6 protein-coding genes and 1 pseudogene are annotated in these 19,786 nt (G+C 39.9%); 3 read left to right on the top strand and 4 right to left on the bottom strand.

Annotated features, from left to right (window positions below; genetic code table 11):
• Positions 1-9 precede the first annotated feature (9 nt).
• Both ACP6PM_RS17630 and ACP6PM_RS17625 read right to left on the bottom strand, forming a co-directional pair.
• Positions 10-1,866 (bottom strand): two-partner secretion domain-containing protein, encoded by a 1,857-nt coding sequence (locus ACP6PM_RS17630; RefSeq protein WP_426586868.1) that lies wholly within the window; start codon positions 1,864-1,866, stop codon positions 10-12.
• A gap of 467 nt (positions 1,867-2,333) precedes the next feature.
• On the bottom strand, positions 2,334-11,801 hold the full coding sequence (locus ACP6PM_RS17625) for a S8 family serine peptidase (protein WP_426586849.1): 9,468 nt from the start codon (positions 11,799-11,801) through the stop codon (positions 2,334-2,336).
• 889 nt (positions 11,802-12,690) lie between these two features.
• On the opposite strand from ACP6PM_RS17625, the gene ACP6PM_RS17620 reads away from it, so the two are divergent.
• The 3 genes from ACP6PM_RS17620 (at position 12,691) to ACP6PM_RS17610 (ending at position 13,822) form a co-directional block, all read left to right on the top strand.
• Entirely contained in the window at positions 12,691-12,813 is a 123-nt protein-coding gene (locus ACP6PM_RS17620) for a hypothetical protein (protein ID WP_426586847.1), read from the top strand.
• 227 nt (positions 12,814-13,040) lie between these two features.
• The gene (locus ACP6PM_RS17615) at positions 13,041-13,526 is read left to right on the top strand and encodes a photosystem I reaction center protein subunit XI (protein ID WP_426586845.1); all 486 of its coding nucleotides are present in this window, start codon (positions 13,041-13,043) and stop codon (positions 13,524-13,526) included.
• A 179-nt stretch (positions 13,527-13,705) separates the two neighbouring features.
• The gene (locus tag ACP6PM_RS17610) at positions 13,706-13,822 is read left to right on the top strand and encodes a photosystem I reaction center subunit VIII (RefSeq protein ID WP_426586866.1); all 117 of its coding nucleotides are present in this window, start codon (positions 13,706-13,708) and stop codon (positions 13,820-13,822) included.
• 267 nt (positions 13,823-14,089) lie between these two features.
• Here ACP6PM_RS17610 and ACP6PM_RS17605 read toward each other — a convergent pair.
• Together ACP6PM_RS17605 and ACP6PM_RS17600 are read right to left on the bottom strand one after the other, a co-directional pair.
• Positions 14,090-14,185, bottom strand: a pseudogene (locus tag ACP6PM_RS17605) (hypothetical protein); the annotation flags it as partial.
• A gap of 166 nt (positions 14,186-14,351) precedes the next feature.
• Positions 14,352-19,556 carry an SUMF1/EgtB/PvdO family nonheme iron enzyme gene (locus ACP6PM_RS17600; RefSeq protein WP_426586843.1) on the bottom strand — a complete coding sequence of 1,735 codons (5,205 nt, stop codon included), beginning with the start codon at positions 19,554-19,556 and terminating at the stop codon, positions 14,352-14,354.
• Positions 19,557-19,786 lie beyond the last annotated feature (230 nt).

Raw genomic sequence — 19,786 nt, 5'->3', positions numbered from 1 at the left:
CTGTTAAACCTATTCCTCTAAACCTATTCCTCCAGTGCTAGAAGTTTGAAATAAAACACTCCCCGCATTTATCAATGAATTCTCAGAAACTCTAACAATATTTCCCCCATTAGCATTAACTAAAACTTGCCCTGTTGTGGTTAAATTTGCTAGATTTATATCCCCTACTTCTCCTAAATTTCCTAACTCAATATTAATGGTGCCACTTCCAGCATTTAATGTTGTTCCATCTAATTGATTTATGGAAGCTTTCCCGTCAGAACGGTTAGCCAAATTCATCTCATCATTATTACCAAATAAGTCAATATTTCCATTTCCAACTGAAGTGTCAATATCCGCATTTAGATTAATACTTCGACCAGCTTTGAATTCTACAGATTCGGTAGTTTCTATTTTTTCATTTATTGTTATATCATTATCAGCTTGCAGAATAATATTACCCTCGGAATTTTCTAGAGAAGTATTACTTTCTGACCCTCCTAAAATGATATTTTCTGGGTCTAATAAAATTGTTCCTGGATTGCCAAAAGCTGCACTAACATCCACATTTCCATTAAATATTAATTCTTGTTTTCCCGAAACTTCAACAAAGCCTCCATTCCCAGAAAATTCTCCTCCTTTGGCACTAATATTTCCCCCAAAATTAGTAATTCCATCAGACCAAATTATGACTTGACCTCCATCCCCATTTGTGGTAGCATCGGCGGAAATAAATGAGTTATTGTTAATAAAAGTTTGCTCAGAGTTGGGAACTATTCCATTGCCTTGAAAGTCTCCTCCGATTAATACTGTGCCTCCTCCATTTAAACCATCGGCGTTGATATTGGTGTTGATGAGAGCTACGCGATCGCCTAACACATTTACTTGACCACCAATCCCCCTTCCGTCCCCCTTAGAAAGGGGGATACTATTCATGTCCCCCCCTTCGTAAGGGGGGTTAGGGGGGATCGATACATCTATCTTTCCAGAAGTAATGGCAGTTCCTGGAGTATCCGCAACTAGAGTATTTGAATCTGTCAATACTATTTGACCATTCTCATTAACTATGACAGATGTGGCGTGAGTTGTTTCTCCACCTGTTAAAAGTGTTGCTAAAGATAAGGGGGTTATACTAGAAATATTTTCCCCATTCTGTAGGGACGTTGCATCCAACATCCCTACTTCTAAACTTAATAAATGTCCTGGTTGAGATATTCTCAAGACACTACCACCTTCTACTGCTGCGATGGTAATATTTCCCCCTGCTGTAGAGAGTTGCCCAGTATTAATGACTGTGCCACCTAATAATGTGAGATTTTCTCCAGGGTTTAAACTTAAATTTCCTTCGTTAACTATTGCGCCTGGGTTAGATACATTAAATCTATAACCACTGGGGTTTCCGACTAAATTAGCATAGTCGTTAGTTCCCATTGCTTTAAACCAGTAATTGTTGTTGTCAAAACCTATACCTGTAGCAGTCGTAACGCTGAATGAGGCGGGTATATTGAGGCTGGCGTTGGGGCCAAACATTATGCCTGCGGGGTTCATTAGGAAGAGATTAGCGTTACCTCCGATAACTTGAATGAGACCATTAATATATGAGGCATTTCCTCCTGTGACTCGACCCAGAATATTGCTAATGTCTGGGGTCGTCAGGAAATTTGCGGTTTGGTTAGTGTGGACGTTGAATTGGTCAAAACTGTGGAAGAGATTACCTCCGCTGCGGGTACCACCTTCGATATTAAATTGGTTGCCTTGTGGTGTGACAGTTGTACCCGTACCGTCATTTGCTGGAGTAATGGGTTGGGAGTTAGCGGGGGATGCTGCTGCTATTGTCAGTAGGGACATTAACAGGGAGAAAGGATGGCCTAACCGAACGGTTTTCATAGTTTATCAAAATACACCTAATAAATGTGATAAATGTGAAATTTTCTAACCATTAGATTTCAGTTAATTTTGGGTTATCCAATGTTGTACCCATGAAACCATTTCAAACTTATTCATCTCAAGGTACAAGTAGGGTTTGGTTACCGAACCCCTACACTCTGCTAAAACCTATCTTGAGCTTAAAATATATTTATTGATACTATTAAATTTGGAAAAAAAGTATTTTTAACTACATTTAACTAAGATTTAAGCTTTTGTTTTAACCGGGCGAATGGGCTAAAGCCCTACTACAAACAAAAACTTTTTTATCACTTCAGTATAAATACTTACTAATCTCTTCTCTGAATTTTTATACTACTTTTAATGCTACAACTTGACGTGCGGAATGTGGGATATAACTTTTTAACCGGATTTCATATCAATAATTTGGGGCAACCATGGGGAGGTTGCCCCTACAAATTTCATATTTAATTTCTGAGGAAGAAATCTTCTCCTTCTAACAATGGAGTATTTGTCAAAGTTGCAAACTGACCGCCAGTACCGAAACCAGGGTTACTGCCATTAGGATTATAGAACAAATTACCATTGTTGCTATTATAGACGATTACAGCATCAGATGTTTCTGCAAGTTGGTCATTAGTAACTGTAGCAAATTCATCAGCAATGCTGAACCCAGTTCCCGCATCACTGTTGATAGCAGTGAAAGTTGTGCGGTCTAGGAGAATAATGTCTCCGTGTGTTTGAGAAAAATCGGTGATTTCATCTAGACCTAGATCCTCTGTCTGAAATTCCTCATTAGTGTTAAAGATAAAGCGGTCAATACTACCATCACCTGTTAGTTCGTCGTTTCCTGCTCCACCGTTGAGGCGATCGCGACCAGTACCTCCTTCTAGGATATCGTCACCAGCACCTCCTAACAAGATATCGTTACCGGAGCGACCTAACAACAGATCGTTGCCAGATGTACCAAGGAGTTTGTCGTCACCACGACCTCCATTAACAATATCATTCCCACTACCACCAACAACTGTGTCTTGACCAAGACCACCATTTAAGTTGTCATCGCCACTATTACCTCGGAGTTTGTCATCACCTCTTCTACCGTTGAGTTCATCGTTACCTTCTCCACCATTGAGAATATTAGAGCCACTATCTCCAATAATAGTTTGGTTTTCTGGCTCATCCTCAGGAGTTTCATCATCAGGAGTCTCATCCACTGGAGGTTCTTCCACTGGAGGTTCTTCCACTGGAGGTTCTTCCACTGGAGCTTCTTCCACTGGAGCTTCTTCCACTGGAGCTTCTTCCACTGGAGGTTCTTCCATAGGAGGTTCTTCCACAGGAGGTTCAGTATCGACAACAACAGGTGACAATTCAATATCCAGAACCTGAATACTCAGTTCTGTTTCCTCAAGATTACCTTCTACCTCAAACTCTTGTGTATAAGTGCCATCTAGATTATCAATAATAGCTGTTTTCGGAATTAAGCCTTCCGCTTCTAACTGAATCTCATTCGCAAATCCTGGTCCCACAAAGTTACCAGCAGTAGTCTTAGGAGTAATCGTGACTACACCAGTATCACGCTGAGGTATAGTAACATCAATATCAGTCTGATTTGGATCTACTTCATCAGAAACATTAACTGTATAAGTTGTTTCTCGTTGGAAAGGTTGCCAATCAGAAGTAAAACCTTCAACATTGATGACAAAAGTATAGGTTCCTGGAATTTGAGTGTCTCCAAATCGACCAGAGTAGAATCCACCATTATCTGATTCCGTTAACTCAATAGCGTCAAGTTCAACAGTGGGTAGAGGATTTTCACCTAATTTATTTTGTAAGGCGATCGCCATCCGCTCTTGCAAACCCAGACGCTCACCTTCTATTTCCACAGGAACTTGAGCTAAATCTTCCTCAGTCACAATTCCCGACGAGAGCAAATTACCTAAATCTGCTGTGGGAGCAATAACTGATACACTTACAGAAGCATTAAGGATAGGAACTTGATTATTTTCCTCTAAAATAACTTGCAGTGGAATTGCTTCTCCTGGATTAAATATGCCATCAATAGATTGGGGAGGTATGAAATCTAAATGAACTGTAGATTCAGCAATAGCAGAAGCAGAGTAAGTGACAGTCGCATCGTTCGGGTTACTAATCACCATTTCCCAGGTTTCTGCATGGTCAATATTTGCTTGTGCTGCTATGGGAAGATGTACTTGGAAGATATCGTGGGTAGGAGCATCAATATAGGAAATCCGATCGCCAAATAAATTAAAGTTATTGGCATTGATTTCTAATCCTGATGGACTACGCAAAGCTAAATCTAAAGGAAATTCTGGATTATCACTCGTGAGAATAAAGAATGCAACTGAATCCTGTTGACCTAATGTGATATCAACAGTATGGGTTTCACCAGGAGCAATATCATCAATTGGGTCTACAATTACATCAGAACCTATGGCTCCCGCTACCGCATTGACAAAGAATTTATCGAGTTCTAACGCACTTTCTGTTACATGGTATAAACCTTCGCTGACGTTAGTTAACGTTTGCAGTAAATCTTTATCAATTCCAGCATTGCCACTTGCACCTTCAGTACCAAACCCAACGGAAAAGACTTTAACATCTTCATCATCAAATTGTTGTAAGAAACCAGGTTCAGTGGGGTCGCCACCTGTTGTTGGCATTCCATCAGAAAGGAAGACAATTACACGACGATGATCTTCGCCACCAGGAGCAGTTGTCAATAAATCGAGTCCTTCCTCCAACGCTCCGCGAATATTGGTATTACCACCGGGACTGAGGTTGTCAACTTCATCTTTCGCATCATCAATATTGCCTGAAGTAATTTCAGTTAAGAGATCCCCTGGTCCGAAATCTGTGCTGACGCTACCTGCAAAACTAACTTCCCCTAAGCGATCGCCTGCATCAAGACGAATCAAATCTAGGAATAAGTTTGCCGAGTCTTGCAGCAGTTCAATTTTTGGTCGGAAACCGCTAGAAACTGGAACCTCTGAAGCCATGCTGCCACTACGGTCCATAACTAATACCACATCAACTGTACGAGCAAGTTGGATGACAGCAGTATTTTCTTCGTTATGTTCTAGAATTTCGTCATCGGAGTCTGCTCGAACCAGTAAAAAAGCATCCTGATCGATTAGATCGTCAACCGTGGAACCGACACCGAGAAGTTGTTCAGCATGAGAATCGTTGATTGTCACTTCACTGGTATGATTTACCGAAGCTCCTACATTCAAAGGTCCAAGAGATGCTTGATTAGTATCAGTTAAGACTACATCACCTGCATCAGCAAAGAAGTCTGTGGATAGTAAAACCTCATATTCAAAATCAATTGCTGTTGGTAGAGTTCCAATGTTACTAACTGTCCAATCAAATTCGACTGTTCCCCCTCCTGAAGGTAAGGTAACTTTATCATCACTGAAAGTAACTAAGTCTGGTAGATCGGGATAGGGGAAACCTACCAAGGAATAATCCTGAGCGATACCTGCTTGTACATCAAAACCAATTACGCGAGCTGTCCAATGACCTTCTTCTAAATCAGCACTATCGACTAACACCTGTTCAACATTGTTGAGGTGATCTTTACCTCGTGTTGCCACCCAAGCGCCGTTTCCTGTTAAAGCATTAGCAGGAATGTAGTCATTATTCATTGCAGGTGTAAGTGTTGGGGTAATCGCTTGATTAATAGAAATTACCGTACCGGGTGGTTGAGCATCATTTGCTAAGGGGTTCCCCATGCCATCTTCAATGGTATGACCTAACTGCCAAGGGTAGAATATTGTACCATCTGGAGCGATTAATTCTAAATCTAAGTCATTTACCAACATCGGGTTAATGGCAGGATTTTGAATAGCTGCTTCAAAATCATCCCAACCTAATGTCACTTTGAGTGGGTTGCCGGAGTTAATAAAATCTTGATCCACAACAAAGTCATATTCAATGGTTCCATTGTGCATCACTGCATCTTGAATGATGCGGTTGGGAATAGGTACACCACCTTCCAGACGAAAATCCTGCATGACTTCAACTGCAGCTTCTGCATCTACCAAACCCCAACCTGTGGCAAAGTCAGGACCAACCGTTGCTGTAGCTCGTCCATTACCGTCATTACCGTTAATTGGGTCGCTATCAGAATCAATTTCAATATGTGTCCCGTTCCGGACATCATTATCAACAATATCAACTGCTGTTTGAATTAATAATGCTCTGAGGGTCGATGGTAGAGGAGGGCGATCGTCAACTGTGGTTCCTAGAGGGGTACTGTAGGTATTTTGCCAACCTTCTAATAGTAAAGCATGAACACCTGCTACTGCAGGCGAAGCCATGGAAGTTCCGCTTGTTGTTCGATAACCATTAGTGGTATTTGTTGAAGTAATCAAAGTTCCGGGTGCAACAACATCGGGTTTAAGACGACCATCATAAGCAGGTCCCATACTGCTGCTACCCCGCAAACGGTTATTTGCTGCATCCCAATTTCCGACAACAACAGCATTTTTCAGTTGGTTGAGAAGAGAATAATATCCTACAACATTGCCATATTGAGGGCTATTTCCTCCATTATTAGCTGAAGCAAAAATTTGGGGTCGGCGAGGCAGCAATGTTCCTCCAGAACTACTTCCTCCTCGAACGTGTGCATCCACAGCTTGATTGCTTGAGCTGTAATTTCCATCAACTCCAAGTGTGTGAGAATGATTGGAAAGGTCTAAAGAATTGCTATTGATAGCATTAAGTAAGTTTGCAGAGTTAATTAGGTTTGTGTTGTCAATGATGGACGCATCAGGAGCCATACCCCGCCATTGAAATGGTGTACCTCCATTCGGGTCGTCATTACTGTCTGTTTTGTCACTCTGAAAACCATTTCCTGCAATGATACCTGCTACATGAGTTCCATGAGAACCTGAAGCAGGACCATCAACAACAATATTGAGGTCAGGGTGAGCAATAACTCCATTATCCTGTACGCCTACTGTAATACCATCACCACTCAAACCATCATAGACTGGAAACCCACCAACAATAACTAAGTTATCCATTGCATCAATTTGTGGATTTTGCACTGCATCAACGTTGATAGTTTGTCGAGTTAGGTCATTTAGTAAAAGGTCTGGAGGTGTACCTGGATCTATCCATTCAACTTGATCGTAAGTTGCTAGATTAATGAGACTTTCTGCTTCAATCTCAATTTCCCAAAGATTATCGGTAATGGGAGAAAAAGAAATAGCTTCTTGCCTTAAAATTGATTCAATAGTTTCCAGAGAAACATCTCGTGCGAATAGCACAGATAATCTGAGAGTACCATCATCATTGAGAACATAATTCTCTTCTATTTCTGGGATAAAGTATTCCTGATAATTTCCTACCAAAATATCAGGTACAATTTTATCTTCGGGTGTTAATGGTGTAATACTGCGAACTAACCGAAGCGGAAGATTAGGGTCAGAGAGATCGAAATCTTCTTCAACTAATCCATAAGCGTGTTTGTTTGGCAGAAAACTCTGACGATCTATTCCCGCTTTTTCCAGTTTTAACAGTTCATCATGTTCTGGTGTTCGATACAGGGTAATAATACCATGCAACCCTTCTGAACTTTCGTCTTCAGTAAGTTCCTCAAAAAAGTCTCCCTGTAAACCGGAAGTTGGAAGCAAGTCACCACTACGCAGACTAATTTTCTGTTGTTGAAAACGCTCATTAACTTCTGAGTCAAAGGGTGTGGTAATTTTAACATCGCCCTGAATATTTGTTCCGTCTTCACCCCGAATTACTAAGCGCCAACCGACACCCCTGGCAATATCTTCTTCTGTGACATCATAGGTTAATTTTAGGGGAGAAGAATCTGTAACTTGAATAGAAGGTTGAGGACTTGGGTCGCCTTTAGCAAAACCACGCCGACCTTCTAAGGAAACAGTCAAATCTTCACCTTCACCCTCCCAGTCAACTTCTACTTCTATAGTTCCTGGAACCAATACATTAAATAGTTGATATGGTACTGAGTTAGGACCATCTATCTCGAAATTAGAAATAATTTCTTGTGTTTCAACATCATCGTCTAGAGTTACATCAGCAATTTCAGAAGTATTATTATCCTCATCACTTTCTTCCACACGACCAAAATCAGGAATAAATTCATCTCCTGCTGTACTGTCAGCAGTAGCAACTAAAGAAATTTCTTCACCTAATAACGAATCATCAATAAATGTCAATTCTCCAGTGAAAGTTACTTCATCTCCAGCGTCGAGAGGGTTTTTAGTGAAGGGATAGAAAAGGTTGTCAGGGTTTACCTCACTTGTCTCATCCGCTGTAAATGCCACCACAAAAGGTGGATTACCTTCTTGAGTATAGCGTACATCAACCTTGAACAAATCTACTGCCGTCGCATCACCTTGATTCTTGACAACAACTTCTATTGGTAGTTTCAGATTCTCATCACTGATAAATGGTTCGCCCGTAAGGTTAAAGGAGTTAACTATTAAGTCTGGTGCTGCATCATCGTCTATAGGTTCTAGAATCACCTCAGAAATTTCCGAAGTATTATTATCCTCATCACTTTCTTCCACACGACCAGACTCAGGAATAAATTCATCTCCAGATGTACTATCAGCAGTGGCAACTAAAGAAATTTCTTCACCTAATAACGAATCATCAATAAATGTCAATTCTCCAGTCAAGGTGACTTCCGACTCAGGGTCGAGTGGATTTCGAGTAAAGGGATAGACAAGGTTATCAGGATTTACCTCACTTGTCTCATCCGCTGTAAATGCTACCACAAAAGGTGGATTACCTTCTTGAGTGTACTGTACATCAACCTTGAACAAATCCTCCGCTGTCGCATTGCCTTGATTTTTGACAACAACTTCTATCGGTAATTTCAGATTATCACCACTGATAAATGCTTCTCCGGTAATATTAAAAGAGCTAACTATTAAATCTGGTGCTGCATCTGTTTCTACCCCAAAAAGTTCTACAGCACCCTCAAGGAAATTGTCATCCCCAGTTACAACAAGGTCTAAAGTAACTGCATCTAATATTTCACCATCAGGAATTCCTGCTGCCAATGCTTTTTCCCTAGCTTCCCTGACTTCATCTGGGTCAAAATCATCCAGGGATATAAATGTTTCAGGATTGCCTATAACCACGTCTGAGTTGTCAAACAAAGATTCTCCCTCTTGTACTCGCCAACTATCAGCGTACCTTCCATGTATTTCTTCAACCGTAAGGTTAGAAGGAAGTTGAGTCCCATCACGCAAAGCAAAGTCATTGTCAGAATTGCCATCATTATTTCCTAACAACCCTTGCATTCTGCCAAAGTGAGATATTGTAATATTGATATGGTTGCCTCGATCGCGAGCAGTTAACTTAGCATCAGCAGCATCTACAATACCATCGTCTCCTGCGTAGGTAATCATATATTCATCTACACTACGTTCGATTTGACTGTTTCCAACACTCAAAATCTCACCATCAGCTAAGACAACATCAACTCCATCAATTTGGAGTCTGTTATCAAAATCTAGGTCAAAGACAACTCTCTGTCCATCAACCAGGGTAGCGAAAGCTGTATTAACGGAAACTGAATTATTAGAAACCCAAGGTTCCTGGCGAGTCTGAACTACCCAATCATCATCCATCCGCGCCGTTTCCGCCAGAATAAAATCACCAAAAGATTGAAGGTCATATTTGCGATCGTCAAAAGTGACAAAGTGTACATCTCCCCAACCGACACCTTGTTGATTAATCCCAGCAGACAGATTAAGGCGACCCCCTGTAGTTGTGTTCCCAGATAGTGCTGGAATCAGATCGATAGCATTGAGAACTTTCTGTCTCAAATCAAGAGTACTCAAATCCGGCAAACCCCTGTCTCTTCTGGTCGCAATCATTAAAGCTGCTGCCCCACTCACATGAGGTGCTGCCATGGAAGTGCCGTTCTTGAAGTCGTAACTATTACCCGGTGTTGTGCTGTAGATACTTACCCCTGGCGCTCCTAAATCAACCGATGTAGCTCCATAGTTAGAGAACCCAGCAATGTCATCGTTATGGTCTGTTGCAGCTACAGAAATGATATTATCCAAATTAATACTTGCCGGATAAACAGGATTTACATCATTATCATTAGTGTGATTATGGGCGATCGCTACTAACAATGGTCCATTATTAATAGCATTCACCATTGCTGGATTTGGTAAAGTCCCTGGAGGTAGTGGAGCAGTACCCCAACTATGATTAGTTAGATCTGCTCCCATGAGGGTTGCGTAATCAATTGCTTGAATGGCTGCAAAATCCCCAGCATACGCACCAGTATCACTGAAGATTTTCAGAGGCATTATTTCGACATCCCAATTTACCCCAACAACTCCAACTGCGTTGTCTCCTTCAGCACCAATGGTTCCAGCAACATGAGTCCCGTGACTGTGACCGTCCATCGGATCGTTATCATTATTAAAAAAATCCCAACCACGAACGTCATCAATATAGCCATTATTATCATCATCAATTCCATTTCCAGGAATTTCCCCAGTATTAATCCAAATGTTGTCATCTAAGTCGGGATGTGTATAGTCAACACCCGTATCAACAACACCCACAACAGCATCCCCACCTGTAGGTATTACCCCAGGTTCTGGAGGTACAAATCCCCAAGCTTCTGGTGCATCAATATCTGCGTCTATTGTTCCTCCTGTTTGTCCTGTATTGTTGAGTCCCCAGAGATTGGAAAAATCAGGGTCATTAGGAGTAAGACCCAGAGTAGCATCATTATAATTGAGGTCAATAAATTCAATTCTTGGGTCATCACGATAGGTTTCAATAACTTCTTCTACACTAATATTTGGTATTGTCCACAATTGAATACCCAAGGTTTGAGTTGTTCCACTTACTTGAGCACCTAATTCTTCTTGCAAAGCTCTACTCTCTGCACTATTTTCACTATCATTCAGCTTGATAATGATTTGGTTAGGAACAAATGTGCGACCTTGATTTGACCCAGAGTCTTCAATTTTCAGTGGTTCAAAAGCAACATTATTAGTTTCATTGGACTCAGCTATTTTTTTGCCAGGGTCAACTTGAGCCGCAAGGTAATAATCTCCTTCGGGAGTGTCAGCAGGAATTCCGCCACTATCAGTTATTACCCATTCTTCTCCCGGTGCTAAATCAGGTGTATTGCTAATTCGCCCATCTTGGAGCAAAACATCTTCATTATAATTAGGTGAAAAGATAGCAAACTCATCTGGAACTTCAGTATCACTGGAGAGAATTAGGTCTACCATGTAACCATCTGAACCTGCACTATCAGTTCCAAAAGCAGTGGCATCACCATTATTTTTGACTGTAACTTCAATGGGTGAGAGTTCACTTCCTGGTGTCGTTGAATCAGGAATAGAAATAGTAACTTGTAAATCTGGTTGCTCTATTTGTTGTGGAACAATAAAATTATCCAGGGCGATCTCTTCATTACCAACACCATTAATTTCCGGCCCCTCTGTCAAGATAATATTATCAATTTCTGTATCGGCAATCACACCAAAAAATATAGGGTCTGATTCTGTGGCATTAGTAGGAAAAATTTCGATAGATTCACTATCCCCATCAGCAAAGAATATCTCAAGAATAGCTGGACCCGGTGTGCTGGGATTGAAACTATCAATATCAAAGCCAACTGCATTGTAAGGTTGATCAAAATTTATGTTGTAGAAAGAATCTTCTTCTACAGACTGTCTATCAAGTATGAATAATTCTGTATCTCCAGAACCTTTGAATGCTTCTACTCTGGGAAGGTTTGAGGTGACAAAAATTCCAGGAAGAAAATCAACACCATCTAAATTAAATCCTGGAGAAAATCCTTCAAAGTCTTGTGTATTAGTAGGAACAGTTCCTAGTTGATTTTGATAGTCTACAAGGCTGGAGAATATATTGAAGTTTGCCATTTTTTATTACTCCAAATATCTTAAATTGATTACTCCCATCCCTGTGAATAATTACCTATTCACTGAAAACTAAAACTCTAGACTTCTTGCAGAAGTCAGGGAATAGGGAATAGGGAATAGGGAATAGGGCGGATAAAATTGTCGATTCTATATCTTGAATTGGTTTAATTAAAAATTTTGCCAGAGGTTTTCTCATGTTTGGCAGAAAATTTGCCTCGGTATTATTCTATTGGGACGGAAATTATAGGGCTACGCGCAAGTCAAAAGCGCAAAGTGCGGTCTTGGGGTCTCCCCAAGTGGAGCAACTTTGCAAGAGAGGCAAAAAGCAAAAGGCAAAAGTAATCTCTGAGTGAGTTTCAGTATTTAGAAATGCCCTAACCTAAATGCGTAGTGCTACAGTTGTTAAATTGTGTGTCAAAAGCTAAAACTTTAAATTCCAAAAATAGGTAGACTTTTCCCTTTACATTAAAAAGTGATTTAATACTGTTTAAATCAAACTTTTTAATTGAATTAAATCTCTGATTAATAGAGTCATGCCTATTTCTTAATATTTTTTTAATAGCAGGAGTTATCCAAAAGATTACTTAATGCTGTAAGACCGAAGTTCAAAATTCAAAAGCTCAACTACATTCTTGGCCATAATCTGCAATACTTACCATCGAGAGAAGCCCCAGTTCCTTGGTTAACCCCCTCTTTGAGTTGTTAATATTTCTGTTCTGGCAGGAGTTATGCAAAAAATTTGGTCATAGCATAGCACCGAAGTTCAAAATTTAAAAGTTAAACTACAACCTCCATCAGAATACCCAATAGACATAGTGGTGAAAAAAAAGGGACATTCCATGGAACGTCCCTACAAGAGTTTGAGAAAAGAAATATTTAATTTCTGGATATGTCTAATACCATTTCTCAAAAGTCTTGCTACATTTCCTTGAAAGTAGAGAGTCGGGAGTCGGGAGTCGGGAGTCGAATTAAAAAGGATAATATATCTTTGCTATTTGCCTATAATCGTTAAAAATATTACTCTTACTTACTTATTACTTAATAACTGAAGTATTGACGAAGTATAGCATTATTTTTGGGAATTGGTCTAATACTAACCATGAGGGTAAGCCCAGATTAGATTAACTTTTCTAAAGTTGAAGACTTATTTTGAGATTAAAATGCACCTACCTCCTAAAATGTGACCTTAATATCTTCTAAAGATTTTTCAACTTCAATTTGAGAGGAAAAAATATAAGTATGCCAGAAGCAACAGATTCAGGATTCGTTCAACCCTATGGAGGAGATCCTTTCGTAGGTCATTTGTCCACCCCCATCAGTGATTCTGACTTTACCAGAGCATTTATCGGTAATTTGCCTATCTACCGTCCAGGTCTATCTCCAATTCTACGCGGTTTAGAAGTAGGTATGGCCCACGGTTATTTTCTTGCTGGTCCTTGGACAAAACTCGGTCCATTACGGGATTCCGCAGTTGCTAGCTTAGGTGGACTAATTTCTGCGATCGCTCTAGTTCTAATTGCGACTATTTGTCTATCTGCTTATGGCTTAGTTTCCTTCCAAGGAGATAGCGCTGAAGGTGCAGACCCACTCAAGACTTCTGAAGGTTGGAGTCAATTTACTGGTGGTTTCTTCATCGGTGCTATGGGTGGTGCCGTTGTGGCTTTCTTCCTACTAGAAAACTTTGAGGTTTTAGACTCAATTTTCCGAGGTTTTGTTAATAACTAAATACCTCATATCAGTTATCAGTTAACACTATATCTGGCTGAAGCTAGATAGTTGAAATACTGAAGTGGATTTTTTTCCCTTAAAGAGGGAGATTTGAGACCTTATTTTTTGGTCAAACTTTTTTGGTTAAATTAGGCGATCGCCTATTTTTAAATTATGTAATTGAAGGAGAATTTGAAATGACTGGTGATTATGCAGCATCTTACTTACCTTGGATTTTAATTCCTGTAATTACTTGGTTAATGCCAATTGTAGTTATGGGTTTATTGTTTATTTACATTGAGAGCGAAGCCTAGTTTTTGATAATAAATCTAGGTTAATAAGTTAATTCACAAAGTGGCGTATTAATATCTACCTGATTGACAATTCAGGAGATAAAAACGCCACTCTTTATTGTTTTTGGGGGTAGTTGATATTGCCAATATTTTCTATCTGAAAATAGCTGTTGGAGACTGACCTTAGATTGCTTTCCTGCGGAATGCTGCCCAAACGTTCCAAGTTCTAACGGACTATGCAACAAGTCTTTGATTTAATGGCATTTACCCAATGAGTTTTCTGTCTCTTTAGTCTATGTATTTGGAAGCATTTAGCTTGCATTTCAGGATTGATGCTGCACCAAAAGTTCCAATAACAAGGAGACTTAGAGTGGAAGTAGGTTCAGGAACTGAAGAAGATCCAGGTACTTGCTTAGTTGAAAGAGGTTATGCAATTGAGTGAATCAGGTATTACCCAAAGGCAGTAATTATACTGATAATACCTATAAACTCGATTATACAGCGCTTTTCATATGACGACGGCTCTGAATCCCAGGCAGAATAGTCAGGTTCAGAATATCCATTTATTTGATTTAATAGAAGCACAGACAATACGAAAACCCCTATAGATGAGACGGTAGTCAGCGATGTCTCTATTACGGAAACTGCTCCGACACCTGCGGGGATTGTGACACCAACTGCCACCACGGAGAACTTGTGTTTGACTATATCCTCCAGTTTCCCAAGCACTGCCATCAGTAGGGGCACCTTGATAATTATCATGCCAAATATCCTGACACCATTCCCACACATTACCGTGCATATCATATAAACCAAAAGCATTGGGAGGAAAGCTCCCTACATTAGTTGTTTGCTTTTGAGAATTACCTTGAGGAGTATTGCCATAATGATAGTCACCATCGTAATTAACTAAATCAGTAGTAATGGTTTCCCCAAAGTAAAACGGTGTGTTTGTTCCAGCGCGACAAGCATATTCCCACTGACTCTCACTTGGTAGTCTGTAGATTTTCCTGGTTTTCTGGGATATCCTTTGACAAAACTCTGTGGCGTTGTACCATGTCACCATTTCTACAGGGCGATTTCCTCCTTTAAAATAAGAGGGATTTTTTCCAATAATGGCTTGATATTGGTTTTGAGTAATAGGATACTTACTCATATAGAAAGGTTGGAGAGTAACTTCATGTTGAGGACTTTCTGCATCAAGTCTTCCTGCTTCACTTTCCGGCGAACCCATAATAAAGGTTCCCCCAGGAATAGCTACCATTTCCAAAATCACACCATTACCCAAATCTTCAGTAAAATATTCGGCTTGTTTGCGAACACGATTAATGTTTTCCCCTCTGTTATTAACTGTAATCACCTCGAATGAAAAGGTTTTCAGAGGTAATTTTGGTTGGGAAATAACAGTAGGTTCTGGTTTAGTGCTTGGTGAAATAATTGCTTGTTGGTTCCGTTGAATATTAGGAACAGAGTCACCCTGATTAATTAGAGCGCCAGAACTACAGACAACACGAAAACCGTAATTGTTGTAACAGAGGTCGCGCCTATTGATGTAGTCGCGGAAAGCGGAACGGCATAAATCAGGATCGTTGAACCAGGAACCGCCCCTCAGCAAGGGATACAGTTCTTCTTCTTCATTACCTTGAGAATCTAGATTATTTTCATTATGATGCCAAATATCCAGCCACCACTCCCACACATTGCCGTGCATATCAGCATAGGAAGGAAAAATTCCCAGATTAGCACACAACTCCCAGACATTCCCGTGCATATCGTACAAACCAAAAGCATTAGGAGGAAAACTTCCCACATTGCTAGTTTGTTCTCGATATTTACCTCTAGAGGCATTACCATAAGTATAATTGCCATTATAGTTGACTAAGTCAGTAGTAATAGTTTCTCCAAAATAAAACGGTGTAGTTGTTCCTGCTCGACAAGCATATTCCCACTGACTCTCACTTGGCAGTCTGTAAATTTTCCTAGTTTTCTGAGATAGCTGTTGACAAAACTCTGTGGCATTGTGCCATGTTACCATTTCTACAGGGCGGTTTCTTCCTTTAAAGTGAGAGGGATTTTCACCGATAATGGCTTGATATTGCTCTTGAGTAATGGGATATTTACTCATATAAAAAGGTTGCAAAATAATTTCATGTTGGGGACTTTCTGTATCACGTCTTTGAGCTTCATTCTCCGGTGAACCCATAATAAAACTACCCCCAGGAATAGCTACCATTTCCAAAATCACACCATTACCCAAATCTTCAGTAAAAAATTTAGCCTCCTTCCAAACACGGTTTATTTCTTCACCTCCCCCATCAACCTTAACAACCTCAAATGAAAAAGTTTTCAAAGGTAATTTTGCTTGGGAAGTACCAGAAGGCTTTAATAATAGATTCTCTAAATTATTGTTTGGTAAAATAATTGGTTTTTGTCTCTGTTGAATATTAGGAGTAGAGTCACCATAATTAGTTAGAAACTCAATAGAACTACAGACGACTACTCGAATACCGTGATAGTTGTGACGGTAGCCACGCCTAACGCTGTAGCTGCGGATAGCTGAACGGCAGCTCATAAAAAAATCGCCCCAGGAACCACCCCGCAGCACAGAATACAGTTCTTTTTCATCATTACTGTGAGAATCTAAATCATTTTCATTATTGATTTTTTCTCCTTCATTACTATCAATCCAAGCTCTGCCATCATTAGGTACACCTTCATAGTTATCATGCCAAATATCGTGACACCATTCCCATACATTGCCGTGCAGATCAAATAGACCAAAAGCATTAGGAGGAAAACTTCCTACATCGGTAGTCTGTTCTCGGTATCTACCTTGAGGTGCATTGCCATAAGTATCGTAGCCATTATAGTTCACTAAATCAGTAGTAATAGTTTCTCCAAAATAAAACGGTGTAGTTGTTCCTGCTCGACAAGCATATTCCCACTGACTCTCACTTGGCAGTCTGTAAATTTTCCTAGTTTTCTGAGATAGCTGTTGACAAAACTCTGTGGCATTGTGCCATGTTACCATTTCTACAGGGCGGTTTCTTCCTTTAAAGTGAGAGGGATTTTCACCGATAATGGCTTGATATTGCTCTTGAGTAATGGGATATTTACTCATATAAAAAGGTTGCAAAGTAATTTCATGTTGGGGACTTTCTTGATCAAGTCTTCCTTCTTCACTTTCTGGAGATCCCATAATAAATGTTCCCCCAGGAATAGCCACCATTTCCAAAATCACACCATTACCCAAATCTTCTGTAAAATATTGAGCTTGTTTGGAAACGCGGTTAATTTCCTCACCCCTCCTATTAACTGTAATAACTTCAAATGAAAAAGTTTTCAGAGATAATTTTGGCTGCGGAGTAATAGTAGGTTCTGATTTCTGAAACACCAAGCCTGGATGAGAAAGAAGCCCTTCAACTACACCAAAAACATTTGCTGGAGTTTTTAGATCGTATCCAATTGGTAGATGACCTATTGGAGCAGAAAGATCGAAAGTAAGATTATGATATTGTGACCAATAGGGTTCATTATTTACAACTAATCCTACTTTTTGCCAAAAAGCTCCTGTTATTTTTCGATTAAATTCTTTTGTGCCACCTAAATTTTGATAGATTTGCTTCTGTACGCTAAAACCAAAGTGACCATTACTGTGTTTTACCCAAAGCCGATCTATGGTTTGTAAGTCGGTAATCGGAAATTGCTCAATATCTTCAATTCTCAACCATCCTTCTGTTTCTCTATCAGCTATCTTAAACATCAATTTTGCCGTTTCTTCATCAGCTTCTTTCCATTTTTTATTTGCAAGTAAATTACGCAGTCGAGTATAATCAATCCTTTGTGAGTTAGCTAATTTCACAATTTCCTCAGCTAAAGCTTTGATAGTTATTTGCATAGAAGTATCTAACTTAGTTTGAATATCCATCTGAGCCTGAGAATTAACTACTTCACTCCTTCCCAACTCTCTCCTCACATTCTCAACTCCAGCAACATCACCCCGCGCATAACTACCATATCCCTGCCCCAATATCACCAACAAAGGTTCATATTCCCTCAAAGGTTCTGCCAAAGTTTCCATCAAAGACGACAACCTCACCAACTCCGCTTTATCATCCCGTCCATAAGCTTCCTGCAAAGACTCCGCCAACTGACGGGCAGCTAATTCTGGGCGAGTATAAGCCAAAGCAGTCCATCTTTGACCCTGCCAAATACTAGAAACTAACTCCCCACGATTAACTTGAGAATCAATATAACCGACCAAAAACCGAGATAACTCCTCTAGTCGAGACTCCCCAAACCTTTGAGTACAAAGTTGCAACAACTGATTCCGAATATCCCGATCCATCTCATAGAGTTCCCTATCCACAGCATGACAAAAACTCGACAGCAAAATATCTGCCACAGCATACCAAGGAATATTAAAATTACGCTCCCTAGCAAAAAACTGTTGCCATAAACGATATAAAAGGTCAGGAGTTAATGCCAAAGGAAAAGCAGCGTGTTGGGCAAATATTAAGTGAGGTTCGCCGAAATATTCAGTAAAAGCAACAATTTGATCCAGATTTTCATTGACAATTTCTATCTCATCAACATCAGTTTTCACAACAGGCAAATTTATCCCCAACTTCCCAGAAATTAACCACTGACACATCGCCTTAAATTCTTGAGAACTTAGACCGAACGGTTTCAGATTAAAATTATCATCCCCAAAAGCAGCAATTTCCTGTGCTGAAGTTCCCCGCCACTTTTCGCGAGGCAAAGGATTTAACCATGCCACCCGTGCCACTTTTCGGGAGAGAAATTTGATAAAATTATCAGTTTTTTCAACCCTTTCTGAAACGAACCGACCTCTCGCAGCACCCCCATCACTCAAAATTAAAACTAAAGTTTCTTCTTTAACTAATCCCGCTAAAAGAGTTTTCAAAGATTTTTTTTCTGAGAAATTAGGGTCAGCATAAACTCTAATTCTCGGCACATTATCAAAGTAATAAATCTCAGCCCCCTGCCAATGATTAATTATCTGACGGCAGAAAGGATTAAAAGGCATCATTGACTCAGACTGGTCAATTAATAAAATAATTTTTCTTGGTTTTCCCTGAGCATACTTATAGATAGGTTGTACAAAAAAACCTTGTTTAGCTACTTGTTGAACAGTAGCTTGTAGATTCATCTCGCAAGAAAAGTCTGTTAATTGAGGTTGAAATAATAAACGTTTTGCTTGCTGTATTTGAGCAAGACTAACAGGAAAATAATCTCCATCTTTAGGAGTTTTAGGAATAGCAGTAGCAACTTGAGGATTATTAAAAGTAGACGGTAGTAAAATTTCTGGAAAAGTTTCAGCTTCAGGAATTTGTTGTTGAGGTGAAATTTCTGGAAAAGTTTCAGCTTCAGGAATTTGTTGTTGAGGTGAAATTTCTGGAAAAGTTTCAGATTCAAAAGTAGATTCTGGTGGGATTTCTGAATTAGAAGTAAATTGCTCTTCTATTTTTTCTTCTTCTGGTGCCGTTACTTCAGGAATATAATTATTAGTTGATGTTTCGATAAATTGATGAAACTCTGAAAAGATATTTTTCTGCTGAGATAATAATTCATTCAAACAATTATCAAATAATTTTTGTTCCTCACGAGACTTAGCCCAAATTGTACGATAAAGTCTGGCAATAGCTTGTTTATCGGAAATATCTAAACCCATTTCCAGAGATGCTAATAAAGCTTTAGTTGCTAACTCATATTGTGAAATATCTAGTTTCATTCCAGCTTCTCTGAGTCGCCAAAATAAATTTATTAACGGGGGATTTTTCATAAGACAAGGGAGAGGGGGAAGAGGGGGAAGAGGGGGAAGAGGGGGAAGAGTCGGGAGAGGGGGAAGAGGGGGAAGAGTGGGGAGAGGGGGAAGAGGGGGAAGAGGGGGGAGAGGGGGGAGTGTGGGGAGAGGGGGGAGAGTGGGAAGAGTCGGGAGAGGGGGGAGAGTGGGAAGAGTCG

It is taken from the genome of Dapis brunnea BLCC-M229 (assembly GCF_050015995.1).
Taxonomy (GTDB): domain Bacteria; phylum Cyanobacteriota; class Cyanobacteriia; order Cyanobacteriales; family Microcoleaceae; genus Trichodesmium.
The sequence above is the reverse complement of the archived record's forward strand: the minus strand, read 5'-3'. Positions and strand labels throughout refer to the sequence as shown.

Excerpts from the sequence above, each read along its gene's own strand:
- ACP6PM_RS17625 (WP_426586849.1), bottom strand. The coding sequence starts at position 11,801 with ATGGCAAACTTCAATATATTCTCCAGCCTTGTAGACTATCAAAATCAA.
- ACP6PM_RS17615 (WP_426586845.1), top strand. The coding sequence starts at position 13,041 with ATGCCAGAAGCAACAGATTCAGGATTCGTTCAACCCTATGGAGGAGAT.
- ACP6PM_RS17630 (WP_426586868.1), bottom strand. The coding sequence starts at position 1,866 with ATGAAAACCGTTCGGTTAGGCCATCCTTTCTCCCTGTTAATGTCCCTA.
- ACP6PM_RS17600 (WP_426586843.1), bottom strand. The coding sequence starts at position 19,556 with ATGAAACTAGATATTTCACAATATGAGTTAGCAACTAAAGCTTTATTA.
- ACP6PM_RS17620 (WP_426586847.1), top strand. The coding sequence starts at position 12,691 with ATGTCTAATACCATTTCTCAAAAGTCTTGCTACATTTCCTTGAAAGTA.
- ACP6PM_RS17610 (WP_426586866.1), top strand. The coding sequence starts at position 13,706 with ATGACTGGTGATTATGCAGCATCTTACTTACCTTGGATTTTAATTCCT.